Raw genomic sequence first — 15,689 nt, 5'->3', positions numbered from 1 at the left:
TCAACCCTTCGTGGAACCGGCGGCGACGCCGTCGGCAATTTGGCGCTGGAGGAACAGGTAGACCAACAGGACGGGTATCGCGGCGATCAGCACCCCGGAGGCAAAGGTGGGGATGTTGTCGGAGTACTGCCCTCGCAACGAGGTCACACCGACCATGAGCGTCCGGTGATCGGCCGAGGGCATCATCACCAGCGCCATGAGGACGTCGTTCCAACAGAACAGGGCGTTGAGGATGCCGACCGACAGCAGCGCCGGGGTGCCCAGGGGCAGCATGATCCGGCGATACACGCCGTACACGCTGTTGCCGTCGATCCGGGCGGCGTCGACGATCTCCGGCGGGATGCCCCGGTAGTAACTCGTCATCAGGAAGACGGTGAAGGGCAGGAACTGGGCCACATAGACGAGGACCAGGCCGGGGTACGTGTCGATGAGCGCGGTGTCGGCCATTATCCGGGCGAGCGGCACCATGATCACCTGAAACGGGATGAAGAGTCCCGCGAGGCAGCCCAGGAACAACGCCGACGAGCCACGGAACCGCAGCTGGCTCAGTGCGAAGCCGGCCATCGACCCGAGCAGCAGCAGGAGGACCACCGACGACGTCACCACGAGCAGCGAGTTGACGAAGTAGCGGCCCATGCCGACGCTGTTCCACGCCGTGCTGATGTTCTCCCAGCGCAGAGTGTTGGTGAGGGAGAACCGGTCGAGGATGTAGTCCCGGCGGGTCTTCATCGCGACGTTGGCGGTGAACAGCAGGGGGTAGATCGTCGCCAGGGCGAGCAGCGACATGGGGATGGCGATCAGCCACCGTCCCAGGCGGAGGTGGGACATCAGTCCTCCTTTCCGGATCGTTCGAGCAGCTTGATCTGCAACAGCCCCACCACGAGCATGATCATGAAGAGGATCGTCGACGCGGCCGACGCGAGAGCCGGACGGTTCATCTGGCCCTGCTGCTTCCAGATGTAGAACTCCGGCAGGTACGTCGCCCCCTCCGGTCCGCCGCTGGTCATGACGTAGAGCAGCCCGAACATCGAGGTCAGCATCCCGATCATCGTGGTCACGAAGACGAACTGGATGGTGCGCGAAAGGCTCGGGATGATCACGTGCCAGACGACCTGGGGCAACGACGCGCCATCCACCCGGGCGGCGTCGAGCAGCGCGGCGTCCAGGGTGGCGAAGCCGGCGAGGAACACCACCAGGGCCATGCCGAAGGTGGCCCAGATGTGCACACCGACCACCATGAACATCGCGATGCCCGGGTCGCCGAGCCAGTCGATCGGACCGACACCGACCGCCCCGAGGACGGCGTTGAGGGGGCCGTCGAAGGCGAGCAACAGGTTGAAGATCGCGCCGACGATGACCGGGGACAGCACCGCGGGAAAGAAGTAGACGCTGCGGTAGAAGCGGTGCCCGGGTACTCGCAGGTAGATGAACGTGGCGAGCAGGCCGGGGATCGCCACCGCCACCGGCAGCAGCAGCACCAGCAGCCCGACGTTGCGCAGCGCGGTCCGGAACAGCGGGTCCGCGAACAGCTCCCGGTAGTTGCCGAACCCGACCGCCGTTCCGTTCTGCGCACCGTCGCCGGTGAAGGAGAAGTTGACCCCGAGGACCAGCGGATAGAGCCGCAGCAGGACGATGATCAGGACGGCCGGGGCGACCAGGATGTAGGGGGCGTAGCGCTCGGCCCCCAGGCCGCCACGGGTGCGACGGGGCCGTGCGCCAATCCGATGGGCGGCGGTGGCGGCCGCCGGCCCGTCGGCCCGCCCGGCCGGAGCCGGGCGGACCGACGGTTGCGTGTTTCCGATCGGCACGTGCTCAGCCCGCCTGGTCGGAAGCGGCCAACTGCTTCACCACCTCGTCGACGGTGATCGAACCGCTGAGCAGTTGCTGGGAGAGCCGGCCCATCAGGTCGATCGTCTTCGAGGAGAGCGCCACGTGCAGAGCGGGCTTACCGCTCTTGAGCTCGGTGACGATCGTGGCGGCGGCCGGACCGGCCTGCGACACGTCGATGGTGGTGTCGGCGACGATCGCGCCCGCGCCGGAGTAGAAGGCGTTGAGCGCCTCGGTCGACGTCAGGGAACGCACCAGGTCGGCGGCCACCTTCGGGTCCTTCGTCCACTTGGCGACCGCGTAGCCGATGCCCCCGTCGTACGGGAGGCTCGGGGTGGTGCCGGCGGTGACGACCGGTGCCTTCATGACGCCGAGCTTCTCCGGGGTCAGGAACTCGTTGAAGTCCTGCCAGTGCCCGACATCCGACATCAGGCCCATGACGTGGGCGGCCTTGCCGGACTGGAAGAACGCGAAGGAGTCGTTGAACATCGCGGTCGAGTTGGCCCCGTCGCTGTTCATCTTCCTGTCCCCGGCATCCTTCCAGAGCTGGAAGATCCGCTTGACGTTGGCTGAGTTCCAGTCGCGCTTGCCGGCGATCCAGGCGTCGTACTCCTGGGCGGTGAGGGTGGTCGAGCCCAGGCTGGAGAGCCAGAACTGGATGCCGACGCCCTCCTTGTTGCCGAGGGCGAAGCACTTGGCGCCGGCCTTGGCGATGGTGGCGCAGTCGGCGACGAACTTGTCCCACGTGGTCGCCGGGCTCGCCGGGTCGAGACCGGCCTTCTCGTAGATCGCCTTGTTGTAGTAGATGGGGTAGCCCTGCAGTGTCACCGGGCCGCCGTAGATCTTCCCGTCCTTGGTGAACGCGTCCCAGCCGGCCAGTCGCTGCTTGTCCTCGGCCACGTAGTCGGTGATCGGCACCAGCGCGTCCACCCGGTCGCGGATCTGGCCGCCGCCGTTGAACATCATCACGTCCGGGCCCTTGCCGGACTGGATGGCCGCGCCGAGCAACGTGTAGTACTGGTCGAACGGCTGCGCGACGAACTCGACCGTGACATCCGGATGCTTGTTTTTGAAGTCCGCCTTCGCCTTGTCCAGATAGGATTTGGCGAACGCCTCACCGGACTTGAAGTCCCACACCACCAGCTTGCCGTCCGAACTGGTGGTCGCACCCGAATCGCTAGCACTTCCACAGCCGGCCAAGGCCAGGCTCACAACGAGGACGGCCGACCATATTGCGCGCTGTCTCATCAGTTGTCACCTCTGAAAGTGGGGTGGCCGACGGACATGCCGTCTGGCCAATATTGGTCGGAACGTAACTCGTATGACGTGTGACGTCAATAGTCGGCCGTACACTGAGCCAGACGTCGTGCCACGGCGAGCCTTTCGGAGGGGGACATGACGCCATCGCAGGAGACAGCCCTGAACAACCCGGTCACCCCGGAGTGGGTGCGGCGGCCGACCAACCTCGCCAGGGCGGTCACCGCCGAACTGGTGGAACGCATCGTCCGTGGCGTACACCCGTCCGGGACGTCCCTGCCCCCCGAGCCGATCCTCTGCGAGACCTTCTCCGTGAGCCGGACCGTCGTCCGAGAAGCAGTGAAGATCCTTCAGGAGAAGGGGCTGGTGCAGGTCCGCCAGGGTGCCGGCACCATGGTCACCCCCCCATCGAATTGGGACATGCTCGATGAGCTCGTCCTCGGGGCCACCATCGCCGAGGACGACAGCCTCGCCATCCTCGACGACCTCGTCGTCACCCGGCGGGTGCTGGAGTCCGACATGGCGAACGTCGCTGCCCGCCTCGCCGACGCGGAGACCATCGACCGGCTGCGCGACATGGTCGACCGGATGGACGAACTCGTTGACGACCACGTCACCTACCACGAGCACGACCGGGCCTTTCACGACGCGGTCATGCAGGCGTCCGGGAACCGCATCGCCCGCGGCGTCGTACGGGCGCTGGAGAGCCAGGTCATCAACACCGCCCGCTACATGGGCCGCACCGAACGCTCGCTGTGCGTGGCGTCCAACAAGGGCCACCGGCGCATCTACGAGCGCATCGCCGCCCATGACTCCCACGGCGCCGCCGAGTCGATGTTCACCCACATCACCGAGGCCTGGCTGGTCCGCCGCAGCGGCTCGGGCAAGCCGGTACGCCTGCAACGCTGACCAGACCACGACCGGCCGAGCGGGCAGCAGCGCCCACTCCCAGGTACTGGAGCAGGCGCTGCCGCCCGACGTCAGCGCCGGCGACGGGGGTCAGGAGAACTGCGCGAAGAACCTCCAGATCTCACCCTTGGTCCAGGTCGTGATGCCGCTCTCGGCATAGGTGCCATCCACCGGACCGGGCATGTGCCCGTTGTCGTACGCGGCCCACTGCACCGGGTACCCGGCCCGGCAGCCCGAGTAGGTGGTCGTGATGTGCGCGCGGCTACCCGCCCCCGGCTCGGGCGGGTTCTGGGCGGTGCAACCGTTGTTCCGCACGAAGGTGTCGCGCAACGCCCGCCCCTGGGAGATGCTCAGGACGTTGTCCGAGATGCCGTGCAGGCCGAAGTACGCGATGGGCTGCGTACCACCGCTGCACCCGCTGATCTGCCCTCCGGAGATGACCGCGACGGCCCGGAAGACGTTGGCCCGCGCGCAGGCGACGGCGTAGCTCATGCCACCGCCCCAGCTGAAGCCGAGGGCGAACCGCTGCGCCGGGTTGACACAAAGGCTGCCTTCGATCTGCCTGATCATGTCATCGACGAAGGTGATGTCCTCACCGCCGGCATTGCCCCACCCGTTGCCGAACCCCTGGGGCGCGACCAGGATCGCACTGTTGTTCGACTGCTCCTGCTGCCCGTAGTAGGACCAGGCGGTCCCGCTGGTGCCACCGGAGGAGATCTCCTGCATGGTGCCACCTCGCCAGTGGAACGCGAAGATCAGCCGGTACGGGTTGTTGTTGTTGTAGTTGGCGGGCACCCGCAGGATGAAGGAGCGGCTCTTGCCGTTGCTCTGAATCGTGTGCGTGCCGCTGGACAGCGTCGGCGCCTTGCCGCACCCGTTCCCACCCGACGGCGGCGGGTTACCGCCATCGGTGCGGACGAGCTGCCACTGCTGGTTGGTGCCATTCCAGTCGGAGTACTGCACGATGTTTCCGCCGTCGGCGGTGGAGGCTCCCTGCACCTCCACGACCTTGCCGCTGTGTCGGCTGATCAGCCGGACGTGGCCGCCGTCCGAGTCGGCCAGCCGGAACTGCTGGTTTGTTCCGTTGAGGTCGGCCCACTGCACGATCGCGCCACCGTCGGCGGTCGAAAAGTTGCTGACGTCGAGGACCTTGCCCGAGTGCCGCGACTTGATCCGGTAGTAGCCACCCCCCGAGTCCACGAACTGCCACTGCTGGTTGGCGCCGTTGTTGCGCGTCCACTGGCTGATCCGTGCGCCGTCGTTGGTGGCCGAGGCGTACAGGTCCAGCGCCTTGCCGCTGTTCCGGTTCACCAGGACGTACCAGGCGTTGGTGTCCACGGTCGCTGCCGCCGCGGGCGCCGCGCTGACCGCGACGAGTGTGCTGGCTGCCATGATCGCGGCCGCCGCCGCGGCCAACCCTGACCGCCAGCGACGTCTCTGTCGAGAGGCGGGACGAGCCTCACCGAGGGTTTTCATGGTCCACTCCTTCGATCGGGGTCACCCACGAGCAGAACGCCCGCGCGTGCCCTGGCGTGTGTGCCGGCGTCTGGTGGTGGCGTCAGCACGTCTGGGGTGTTGTGCGGGCAACCTGCGGCCAGCGGCGCACGTCGATGGCGATGCCACGATCCGGGCTTCGGAGCAGGCCCGCGCCCAACCGCGCGGTGCGACGTCCTGGCCTCCGGCAGCCGCGTGGCCCGCGGGTGAAAATTAGCGGTAAAGACGTCATACGTCAAACGACTGGCATCGATCCAAGCGATCGCCCGGCAGCGGCAATCTGACGGTCACGGTGGCCCGCCCCGGACGGGGCGGGCCACCATTCATCACACCTCGTCCGGGCGGGCGCCGGCCGGATCCCGATCGGCCGGCAGCCCCCTCTCCCCCAGGTCGACGGTGGCGGTCGCTAGCCGATCCGGACCAGTTGCCACTGCTGGTTGTTGCCGCCCCAGTCGGCGTACTGAACGACGTTTCCGCCGTCGGCGGTGGACGCGCCCTGCACCTCGACGGCCTTGTTGCTGTTGCGGTTGATCAGGCGCACGTAGCCGTCGGCCGAACTCGCGAGCCGGAACTGCTGGTTCGTGCCGTTGAGGTCGGCCCACTGCACGATCGCACCGCCGTCGGCGGTCGAGAAGTTGCTGACGTCGAGCACCTTGCTGGAGTTGCGGGACTTCACCCGGTAGTAGCCGCTCCCCGAGTCGACGAACTGCCACTGCTGGTTGGTGCCGTTGTTCCGCGTCCACTGGCTGATCCGCGCCCCGTCGTTGGTGGCCGAGGCGTAGACGTCCAGCGCCTTGCCGCTGTTTCGGTTCAGCAACACGTACCAGGCACTGGTGTCCACCCCGGAGCCCGGCGGGGGCGTGGTGGGCGGGGTCGAGCCGCCGTTGAGGGCGTCCAGGACGGCGGTGTACGCGGCCTTCTTGTTGCCGTTGCAGTCGAACAGCAGAGCGTTGTCGGACCCACGCCAGGAGTCACAGTCCCGCACGCCCCAGGTGGTGATGCCGGTGCAGCGCGAGACGGCCAGACAGGCGCGGGTGACCGAGCCGAAGATGTTGGCCTGGTTGCCACCGGTCATCACGTCCAGCTCGGTGATCTGCACATCCACACCGAGATCAGCGAAACGCTGCAGGTTGGCCTGGTAGTCACCGGCCAGCGAAGTGCCCAGGTGCGACTGGAAGCCCACGCAATCGATCGGCACGCCACGAGACTTGAAGTCCCGCACCATGTTGTAGATGCCCGTCGACTTCGCGTTGACCCCGTCGGTGTTGTAGTCGTTGTAACACAACTTCGCACCCGGATCGGCCGCTCGCGCCGCCCGGAACGCCGCCTCGATCCAGTCGTTACCGGTGCGCTGCAGGTTCGAGTCACGCCGCCCGCCACCGCCACCGTCGGCGAACGCCTCGTTCACCACATCCCAGGCATAGATCTTGCCTCGGAAGTGCGTGGCGACCTGGGTGACGTGGTTGATCGCCGCGTTACGCAACGCGCTACCCGACATACCCTGCGCCCAACCCGGCTGCTGTGCGTGCCACAACAACGCATGACCGCGCACGCTCATGCCGTTGGCCTGCGCGTGACTGACCAGACGGTCACCACCGCTGTAGTTGAACTGGCCCTGCTGCGGCTCGGTGGCGTCCCACTTCATCTCGTTCTCGGGCACGACACTGTTGAACTCGCGGTTCAGGATGGTCGTGTAAGCGCCGGTGGAGAGCTTGCCCGTCGCGACAGCGGCGCCGAAGTAGCGGCCCTTCTCGGCAGCCGCCGCCTTCAAGGTCGTGCCGGCACCGGCTGCGGGAGTCAGCGCCACCGTCATACCGGTGGTGAGGGCGACGGCGATGGTCGCCGCCGCCAGCATCGTTTTCATGGGTTTCATGGCGTTCCTTTTCAGTGGTTGCATCGGTGGTGGTGATGTGCCACTTCGCTCGGGGCAACTGATCGGGCCGGTCATCCTGGCCGCCCGGCATCAGCACGCACAGTCCGAGAGGGCTGTCGCCGGCAACTGCCGGGTCCCGAGGTGACGTCCGCATGCCCATGGGGACGTCGTGATCGGAGGTACGACCCGTGCGGCTCGCCCGGTGAGCCACACAGCGATCCTCTTCTATATCGAGAGTGAGCGATAACATGCCGTTCGTCAAGACGTAGCGGGCCGTTCACGCCGATCTCCCAGAACGCCACGTTCGCTCGGCACCAAACGCCCAGAGCAACGGTGCTCAGTCGCCGCGCGACCAGCCGACGAGTCGTACCAACGCGCCGCGGGGGTCGCGCCGAACAGCAATCCTGTTATCGCTCACAGTCGTCGACTGACAGCGACCGCAGGCTCCTCGCGGTTCACGAGCACCCGGTAACCGAGCTACTCGGAGACGGCTGCGCCGTTTTCACGTCGGCGCGTATTCCGGCGACCAGGTCGGCGGTGGTGTGTGCCTCGACGCCGGGCAGCGCGGCGTCGGCGAACCGCTCGACGACCGCCCGGACGTGTCGCTCCGCGGGTGCGGCGAGGCCGTCGTAGATGGCCGCGAACAACTCCCGCGCCGGACGCCTGAGCCATTCCCGTGGCAGGAGCTCCACGGGCAACTGCGGATCGAGGACGGGGAAACGCCGGAAGGTGTCCATGACCTCGGTGCGGGCCCGCACCGCGGCGGCACCGTCGACCTGCCCGGACACCACCGCGGGCAACAGCGGCGTCCAACGCCGGAGGAACGCGTCGTAGCTCCGGCTGATCGCCTCGATGTCCCAGGCCTCGATCGGTGCACGGTGAATGGTCGAGGCGAGCGCGCTCTGCCGTCCGCGAAACACCGTCACGGCGCCGAGGGTGAGCCGATCGAGCTCGGCCCGAGCGGCGGCAGTCAGCTCCTGCGGCGAGATCCACAACCCGTCGTACAGCGGCGCGTAACCGAGCCACCGGAGTTGCGCCCGCAGGGCTCGGCGCTGCGTACTGCGATCCTGCGGCAGCGAGAACGCGACGATCGTCCAGCACCCGTCCCACCGCGCCGTCGAGGTGGTGGAGGCGAGAATCCAGTGCCCTCCGGCGGAGAGGTTGGCGGCGGCGGCGCGGCTGAGCCGGTAGGAGCTGCGCCGCCCCAGTCGACTGCCCTCCAGGACGCCACGGCGGGCCAACCGGCTGATCGCGGTCCGCGCTCCGGCCGTCGTCACGCCGGTCTCCCCGAGCAGCGCGACGATGGCGGCGGACGGGAGGGCGACACGGGTCCGCAGCGTGTAGTCGGCCAACAGGGTCACCGCGACACCCTGGGGCGAGTTGCCGACCTGCCGGCGGGGCAGCTGGAGTGGGTGGTCTCCGTCGTCCGGATAGATCTCGTCGATGTCGAAGAGGCTTGCCACAGGCGCTCCGTGCTCCTCGGGGAGGGTACGACGACTGTAGACGGACCGCCGCGACTCGCTACAAATAGAGGATCCTCGATTGACACTTGCTGGTCCGGAGGGAACACTAATTGCCACGCGACGCCATCCGAAGCCGGGCTGGGCGAGCCACAGGTAGCGGGCATCGTGCGATCACCGCGGGAGTCGGGCAGACCCGCGACCGGATCGCACGGCCAATCCAGCCTGCACAGGCAATCGAAGGAGTCGTGCGGTGAAAATCAGAAGGAAACTGCTACTCGCCCTGGCCGCGTCGCTGGTGGCGACCGGCCTTGTGGTCCCCACGGTCGGGCCCGCGTACGCGGCGTCACTGACCGAGGTGACCAGCTTCGGCGACAACCCGGGCCGGATGCGCATGCACGTCTACGTGCCGGACAACCGCCCGGCCCGGCCGGCGGTCGTGGTGGCCATGCACGGCTGCGGCGGGTCCGGCCCTGGCTTCTACTCCGGGAGCGAGTTCGCCAGCCTCGCCGACCGCTACGGATACATCGTGATCTACCCGTCCGCCACCCAGCAGGCCGGGTTCGGCAACTGCTTCGACGTCTGGTCGGACGCCGCCAAACGACGTGGCGGCGGCAGCGACCCGGTTTCGATCGTCTCCATGATCCGGTACGTGCAACAGCAGTACTCGGCCGACCCGGACCGCGTCTACGCCACCGGCAGCTCGTCCGGGGGCATGATGACCAACCACATGCTGGCCCTCTATCCCGACCTGTTCAAGGCCGGCGCCGCGTTCATGGGCGTGCCGTTCAACTGCTTCGCCAATGCGGCGGACTACCCGCCCACCAGCAGCCAGTGCACCGGCGGAAACATGAACCGGACCCCGCAGCAGTGGGGCGACGCGGTCCGTCAGGCGTACCCCGGCTACTCCGGGCCCCGCCCGCGGGTGCAGCTCTGGCACGGCACCAACGACACGCTCGTGCCGTACTCGTTGTTGCAGGAGGCGATCGAGCAGTGGACCAACGTGTTCGGGCTGAGCCAGACACCCACCTCCACCGACACGCCGCAGGCCAACTGGAACCGGCGTCGGTACGCCGACAGCAGCGGCACCGTCCAGGTCGAGGCGTACAGCATCCAGGGGGCTGGGCACAGCCTGCCCTCCGGCGGCATGGCCGCGTCCGCCATCGCGTTCTTCGGACTGACCAACCCCACGACGCCGCCCCCGACCACCCCGCCGCCGACCACGCCGCCCCCGACCACCCCGCCCCCGGCCTCCGGCGCCTGCCAGGTGACCGTCGCCGTCAACGCCTGGAACACCGGTCTGACCGAGAACATCACCGTCACGAACACCGGCACCAGCGCCGTCAACGGCTGGTCCCTGGTCTTCACCCTGCCGAGCGGGCAGACCATCACCTCGGGCTGGAACGCCACCTACTCGCCCAGTTCGGGGCAGGTGACGGCCCGGAACGTCGCCTACAACGGCGGCATCCCCGTCAACGGCTCGGTGAGCTTTGGCTTCCAGGCCACCCACACCGGTAACAACGCCCGACCGTCCTCGTTCACGCTCAACGGCGCGTCCTGCACGGTCGCCTGACACCGGGTCGACGTCCACGCGAGCGTGCGCCGGTCACCACCTCATGGTGACCGGCGCACGACTCGTTCGGGCGTCGCCCGGATCAGCGGTAACCGGCGGTCACCACGTTGGCCTGCACGGCGCTCTCGGTCGCGTCGGACGGGTAGCCGGCGACCATCGCCCCCTCGTAGAAGGTGCCGGCGCTCAGGTTGGCGCCACCGTCGGGCTTGCAGCAGTCACCGCCACTGCCCAGGATGATCGCGCCCTGCTTCTTCATCGGGCTGTAGCCCGACGGGAGCGAGCCGTCCCACAGCGTGTAGAGGCTGCCGGACTGAGCGTCGCTGCCCTTGATGGCGAAGCGGGACGTGCCGTTGTTCTTGAGCGTCGCGGTGACGAACTTGCTGGTGAACGCGCGTTGGTTCGGGTTCCAGGAGCTGCTGCCGCCCGGGAAGAGACCCCATTCGAGGTCGGCCTGCACCCAGGGTCCGCTGCCGGAGCAGCCGCCGAACCAGCACTGCTTGCCGAAGTTGATGGCGTCCATCGCCCCGGCGGCGTCGGCCTTCCTGGTCGTCTCGCTGTTGCCGTAGTCGAAGCAGCAGCCGCTGTTGACGTGGGTCCCGCTGGTCACCATGTACATGCCCTCGGGCGCCGCGCCGGTCGGCACGCCGGTGAGGTGCCCGTCGCGCCAGTAGCTGTTGCCGGGATTGATGTAGAGCGAGTACGCCTTCGCGCCTCCCACGGTCAGCGACTCCGAGGTGGCGATCGCCGGCTTGCTCTGGGGGGAGCCCGGCACCACGCTCGACCCCTGGTACCAGAGGTCGTTTCCGCGCCCGGACTGGTCGAAGACGACCGTGATCACGCAGGTCGTGCCGGTGCAGAACGAGTCCTGCGTGGCCGCGTTGGCGGTGCCGCCGGTACCCGTGAGCCCGATGTTGCGGGTCGTGTTGTCCGACGAGCGTCGGACCTGGTAGAGGTTGCCGGCGTACGCCTCATAGAGCGCCCGCGTCGTGCTGTGCGCCGCGATGCACGGGGTGCCACCGGAGGCGTAGATGTCGCACGGGCGCGCGCCGGTCGGCGGATTGGTCGGCGGCGGGGTGGTCGGCGGCGGGGTGGTCGGCGAGGCCCACTGCTGGTTGGCGCCGCCGTTGCAGGCCCACAGGATGATTTTGGTGCCGTTCGCGGTGGCGGCGCCGTTGGCGTCGAGGCAGAGCCCGGACTGAACGCCGGTGATGGTGCCGTTGCTGTTGACGTTCCACTGCTGGTTGTTCTGGCCGTTGCAGTCCCAGATGATCGCCTGGGTGCCGTTGGTGGTGCCTCGGCCGGAGGCGTCCAGGCACTTGTTGCCGTACACCTGTAGTTGCTTGCTCGACGTCCACGTCCAGGTCTGGCCGGCACTGCCGTTGCAGTCCCAGAGTTGCGTCTGGGTGCCGTTGGTGGTGCTGGAGTTGGGCACTTCGAGGCAGCGGCCGGACGGGGTACCGATGATCCGGGTGCTCTGCCCCGGTTCGATGGCGGCCGCCATCGGGGCAGCGGCTGCCTCGGCGGTTGGCGACGGGGCACCGGGGGTGGCGCCGATGCCGACGAGAACGCCGACCAGAGCACTCGCCAGGGCGGTCAGACGTCGGGCGCGATGACGTCTCGGGATGAGATCACGGGCTGTTCCTGGCCCGATGGGGGACGGGTTTCGCACGAGGTGGCTCCTCGAAGTCGTGGAAGCGCGGGGGTGTCGACGCGCCACGGGGGGTGGTGGCGATGGCGAATCGATTCGCAGCGAATCGTATGACCTTTGTTTAATTCATGTCAATGAATGTGAGTGCCGGGGCGATGCGCTGGCCGTTGGGCGGACGGCCAGCGCAGCACCTCCCCCGGGACGTCTACCGCCCCAGAATCCGCCACGTCTGGTTCAACGGGCTGCCCTGGTTGACCGCCTTGCAGGTCCACTGGTGGACCAGCGCGCCGGCCGCCGTGGAGACCGCGTTGACATCGACACACTTGCCACTGTGCCGGGCGACGAGTTGGTAGTCGTGCGAGTCGTTGCCCGAGTAGGTCACCTTGCGCAGCGTGAACTGCTGGTTGAGGCTGTTCAGGCAGGTCCACTGGTGCACGGCCGCGCCGTCGGCGGTGGACACCCCGCTGACGTCGAGGCACTTGCCGCTCTGCTGGTTGACCACGGTGTAGGTGTTGGCCACGCCGGCCACCGGGACGAAGTTCCAGAGCTGCTGGTCACCGCCGTCGCAGTAGTTCTGCTGTTGGACGTTGCCGTCGGCGGTGCTCAGGCCGGGGTTGTTCAGGCACTGCTGGGAGTGCTGGGCCACCGCCACCGACTGGAAGCCACCGTCCGAGGGAGGCAGCAGCGTGACGGTGTAGGTGTCGGTCTGGTTGGTGTACGGCAGGGTCACGGTGGCGTTGTTGTTGGACACGCCGACCACGCTGTTCGAGACCGTGATCGGCCCCGCCACCGCGCCGCCACCGTTGTGCGGGATGCGTTGGGTGAGGACCCGGACCTGGTTGTTCTGCACGATGCCGCTGGTCGTGTCCAGGCGTTGCAGGTTGACGGTCAGGTTCCCGGTGGTACGACCGCCACCGACCAGGACCTTCGCCGTGCCGGCCGTCTTCGTGGCGAACGCGTCGTACGACTGGCTGGGGGTCACCGCGGCGATCTCCCCGACCTGGGAGGCGTAGAAGCGGTAGTTCCACCACTCACCCTTGGGCTGGTGCTGGCCGGCCGAGTTACGGATCAACAGGTTGCCGAGGTCGTTGTGCAGGCTGCCGCCGCTGGCCCAGTTCGCCCGCAGGCCGTCGGCCCGGGCCCGCTCCAGACGAGCGATGTACCAGGCGCCGTCGGCCGGGTTCTGCTCGTCGGGCGCGCCGTACTCGTTGATCTGGTATGGACGGGGGTGGGCGATGCCGCGCGGGTCGAGGGTGGCGTTGGCGGCGTTGACGTTCGCGACCGGGTCACCGGGCAGCGAGTGCCAGCTGATGATGTCCGGCACCGTGTTGGTCGAGCGGACGAAGTCCAGGTACTGGTTCCAGAAGGTGTGCGTGGTCGACGGTACGCAGGCACAGCTCGGCCCGACGATGAGCTGGCTGGGGAACTCCGCCCGGATGCGCTGGTAGGTCCGACGCCAGAGTTCGAGGTACTGGGAGATCGGCCGGTTCCAGAAGATGGTGATGTTGGGCTCGTTCCAGATGTCCCACTGCACCGACAGCCCGGACGCCCGGACGTCGTTGATCAGGCGGGTCAGGAAGTTGTCGTAGTCGGTCCAGTTGCCGTTGTCACCGGGGAAGCGGGAGATCCCGGCGCCGTCGGCACCCCAGAGGTCATGCGGCAGGATGATGAACTTCCCGCCGAGGGCAGTGGTCCGCCGCGCCTGGGCGAGGGTGGAGTTCCAGCGGCGGTCGTAGGTTCCGCCGACCCAGCCGCTCCCCGCGAGCTGCGCGCCGCCGGCGCGCATGTACTGGAACTTGACGTCCCGGTAGAAGTGGTCAGCCGGACCGCTGGCGTTCTCGGTCATGCCGTAGATCCAGCCGGACGCGCGGTAGGTCGGCGTACCGCTGGTCGTGGAGAAGTTGACACTGATCGACTCGTCGGCGGCCTGAGCCGGAGACGCGGCGACGGTTACGGCGACAGCGGCGGCGAGCAGGCCGACCATGAGTCGGGTGACGAGCGGGCGGGCTCGTCCTGACCTGCCGCGGGACGGGGTTTTCACGGGCGGCTCCTTGGTGGGGCGTGGGGGGACGCTCTCCGGAGGCTGCGCTTGCGAATCGATTCGCACGGATCGTAGGACCGGAAACTCACCTGTGTCAATGGAGTGACGACACGATGAAGCTCGTGTTTCCCAGCAGGTCCGTCAGCCTGACCGACGATCTCTTGACCGGTGGGCATGGACAGACCTATCTTCGTGCGAACCGTTTCGTCGAATCGATTCGCCTCATGATCGGACCGCATCCGGCCCGCGACGGTCAACCCGCACATGCCCACCTGACGATCGACTGAAGTGAGGCAATACATGACAGGACTCAGTCGTCGGCGACGCCTGGCCGCCGTCGCCGTGATAGCGCTCGCCGCAGCCGCAGGCAGTGCCTGCTCATCGTCTGCCGACGGCCCCACCGGCGGTGGCGCCTACCTCCTCTGGGACCCGTACCCGCAGTTCGCCGACGACTCCGAATGGGTCGCACTGCTCAAAAAGTGCGGCACCTCCGCGGGGGTGACCGTCGAGCGGACCGGTTACGACACCACCGACCTGACCAACAAGGCGCTGCTCGCCGCGCAGCAGCGGAACTCGCCCGACGTACTGATCGTGGACAACCCGGTCATCTCGACACTGGCCGAGGCCGGCGCGCTCACCACCACCGACGACAACAAGCTGGACGTCTCGGCGATGGAGAAGAACCTGCTCGGCGCTGGCCAGAGCGAGGGCAAGACGTACGGGGTGCCGATCGGGGCGAACACCCTCGCCCTCTACTACAACAAGGATCTGCTGACCGCGGCCGGCGTCGACCCGGTCACGATCAAGGACTGGACCTCCCTGACCGCGGCGTTGACCACGGTCAAGGCCGCGGGGAAGAAGGGCATCACCTTCTCCGCGATCGGCACCGAGGAGGGCAGCTTCCAGTTCCTGCCCTGGTTCTGGGGATCGGGAGCCCAACTGACCAGTCTGGACTCGCCGCAGGCGGTGTCCGCGCTGACGCTCTGGACGGACTGGCTCAAGCAGGGCCACGCCCCGAACTCCGTCATCAACAACACCCAGACGACAAGCTGGCAGGAGTTCGCCACGGGCGACTACGCGTTCGCCGAGAACGGCACCTGGCAGCTGGCCAACGCGGAGAAACTCGGCTTCTCGTACGGCACCATTGCGATCCCAGCCAGCGCAGGCGGCCCGGCGCCGGCGCCCACCGGCGGTGAGTTCGTCTCCATCCCCGTGCAGAAGAACACCGGCCGGTACGACACGTCGCAGAAGCTCGTCGCCTGTCTGACCAACGCCGACAACCTGCTCACCACCGACACCACGCTGTCCTACGTCGCACCCGTCGCCGCCGTCCAGGAGCGGCAGGCGGCTGCGGACCCCAAGCTCAAGGTCTGGGTGGAGGCGGTCCGGGCAGCCAAGGGCCGCACCGGCGACAACCTCGGCACGAAGTACCCGAAGATCTCCGAGTCCCTGTGGACCGCGGTGCAGGCAGCCCTCAGCGGTGGGAAGTCACCGCGCGAGGCGCTGACCGCCGCGCAGGCCGCAGCGACGACCAGGTAAGCACGCCCCAACCGCCACCATGCCGTCCACGACACAGACTTCCACCACCGCACGAGACCAGGGTGGGG

Annotated in this window: 12 protein-coding genes; 4 read left to right on the top strand and 8 right to left on the bottom strand. The window is 67.8% G+C overall.

What is annotated here, in order from left to right; genetic code table 11:
* Genes OG811_RS19820 through OG811_RS19810 form a run of 3 tightly spaced genes read right to left on the bottom strand, consistent with a single transcriptional unit; the run spans position 1 to position 3,075 of the window.
* Entirely contained in the window at positions 1 to 828 is an 828-nt protein-coding gene (locus OG811_RS19820; RefSeq protein WP_406067793.1) for a carbohydrate ABC transporter permease, read from the bottom strand.
* Entirely contained in the window at positions 828 to 1,808 is a 981-nt protein-coding gene (locus OG811_RS19815) for a carbohydrate ABC transporter permease (protein WP_406067791.1), read from the bottom strand. Before OG811_RS19815 ends, OG811_RS19820 begins: the two co-directional genes overlap by 1 nt.
* A gap of 4 nt (positions 1,809 to 1,812) precedes the next feature.
* Positions 1,813 to 3,075, bottom strand: coding sequence for an ABC transporter substrate-binding protein (locus OG811_RS19810; RefSeq protein WP_406067789.1), 1,263 nt, complete (start codon positions 3,073 to 3,075; stop codon positions 1,813 to 1,815).
* Between the two features lie 147 nt (positions 3,076 to 3,222).
* Here OG811_RS19810 and OG811_RS19805 point away from each other — a divergent pair, with 147 nt between their 5' ends.
* Positions 3,223 to 3,993, top strand: a complete 771-nt coding sequence (locus OG811_RS19805) for a FadR/GntR family transcriptional regulator (RefSeq protein WP_406067787.1) — start codon at positions 3,223 to 3,225, stop codon at positions 3,991 to 3,993.
* A gap of 90 nt (positions 3,994 to 4,083) precedes the next feature.
* On the opposite strand, the gene OG811_RS19800 is transcribed toward OG811_RS19805, so the two are convergent.
* The 3 genes from OG811_RS19800 to OG811_RS19790 all read right to left on the bottom strand — a co-directional run bounded on the left by OG811_RS19800 (position 4,084) and on the right by OG811_RS19790 (position 8,823).
* Entirely contained in the window at positions 4,084 to 5,469 is a 1,386-nt protein-coding gene (locus OG811_RS19800; protein ID WP_406067785.1) for an RICIN domain-containing protein, read from the bottom strand.
* 424 nt (positions 5,470 to 5,893) lie between these two features.
* Positions 5,894 to 7,360: an endo-1,4-beta-xylanase gene (locus OG811_RS19795; protein WP_406067783.1), complete on the bottom strand. Its 1,467-nt coding sequence runs from the start codon at positions 7,358 to 7,360 to the stop codon at positions 5,894 to 5,896.
* A 455-nt stretch (positions 7,361 to 7,815) separates the two neighbouring features.
* The gene (locus OG811_RS19790; protein ID WP_406067781.1) at positions 7,816 to 8,823 is read right to left on the bottom strand and encodes a PaaX family transcriptional regulator C-terminal domain-containing protein; all 1,008 of its coding nucleotides are present in this window, start codon (positions 8,821 to 8,823) and stop codon (positions 7,816 to 7,818) included.
* Positions 8,824 to 9,073: 250 nt separating this feature from the next.
* Here OG811_RS19790 and OG811_RS19785 point away from each other — a divergent pair, with 250 nt between their 5' ends.
* Complete coding sequence (locus tag OG811_RS19785; protein WP_406067780.1) at positions 9,074 to 10,393, top strand: PHB depolymerase family esterase; 1,320 nt, start codon at positions 9,074 to 9,076, stop codon at positions 10,391 to 10,393.
* Positions 10,394 to 10,475: 82 nt separating this feature from the next.
* On the opposite strand, the gene OG811_RS19780 is transcribed toward OG811_RS19785, so the two are convergent.
* Together OG811_RS19780 and OG811_RS19775 are read right to left on the bottom strand one after the other, a co-directional pair.
* A complete protein-coding gene (locus OG811_RS19780) occupies positions 10,476 to 12,062 on the bottom strand; it encodes an arabinofuranosidase catalytic domain-containing protein (RefSeq protein WP_406067778.1) in 1,587 nt (528 codons plus the stop codon).
* A 184-nt stretch (positions 12,063 to 12,246) separates the two neighbouring features.
* On the bottom strand, positions 12,247 to 14,082 hold the full coding sequence (locus OG811_RS19775; RefSeq protein ID WP_406067777.1) for an RICIN domain-containing protein: 1,836 nt from the start codon (positions 14,080 to 14,082) through the stop codon (positions 12,247 to 12,249).
* Between the two features lie 113 nt (positions 14,083 to 14,195).
* On the opposite strand from OG811_RS19775, the gene OG811_RS19770 reads away from it, so the two are divergent.
* Positions 14,196 to 14,369, top strand: a complete 174-nt coding sequence (locus tag OG811_RS19770) for a hypothetical protein (RefSeq protein WP_406067775.1) — start codon at positions 14,196 to 14,198, stop codon at positions 14,367 to 14,369.
* Between the two features lie 13 nt (positions 14,370 to 14,382).
* Positions 14,383 to 15,621 (top strand): extracellular solute-binding protein, encoded by a 1,239-nt coding sequence (locus OG811_RS19765; RefSeq protein WP_406067773.1) that lies wholly within the window; start codon positions 14,383 to 14,385, stop codon positions 15,619 to 15,621.
* Positions 15,622 to 15,689 lie beyond the last annotated feature (68 nt).

Origin of the sequence: Micromonospora sp. NBC_01638 (genome assembly GCF_045209745.1) — a bacterium.
GTDB lineage: Bacteria > Actinomycetota > Actinomycetes > Mycobacteriales > Micromonosporaceae > Micromonospora.
Note: the sequence above shows the minus strand (reverse complement) of the source record. Positions and strands in the feature narration are given on the sequence as shown.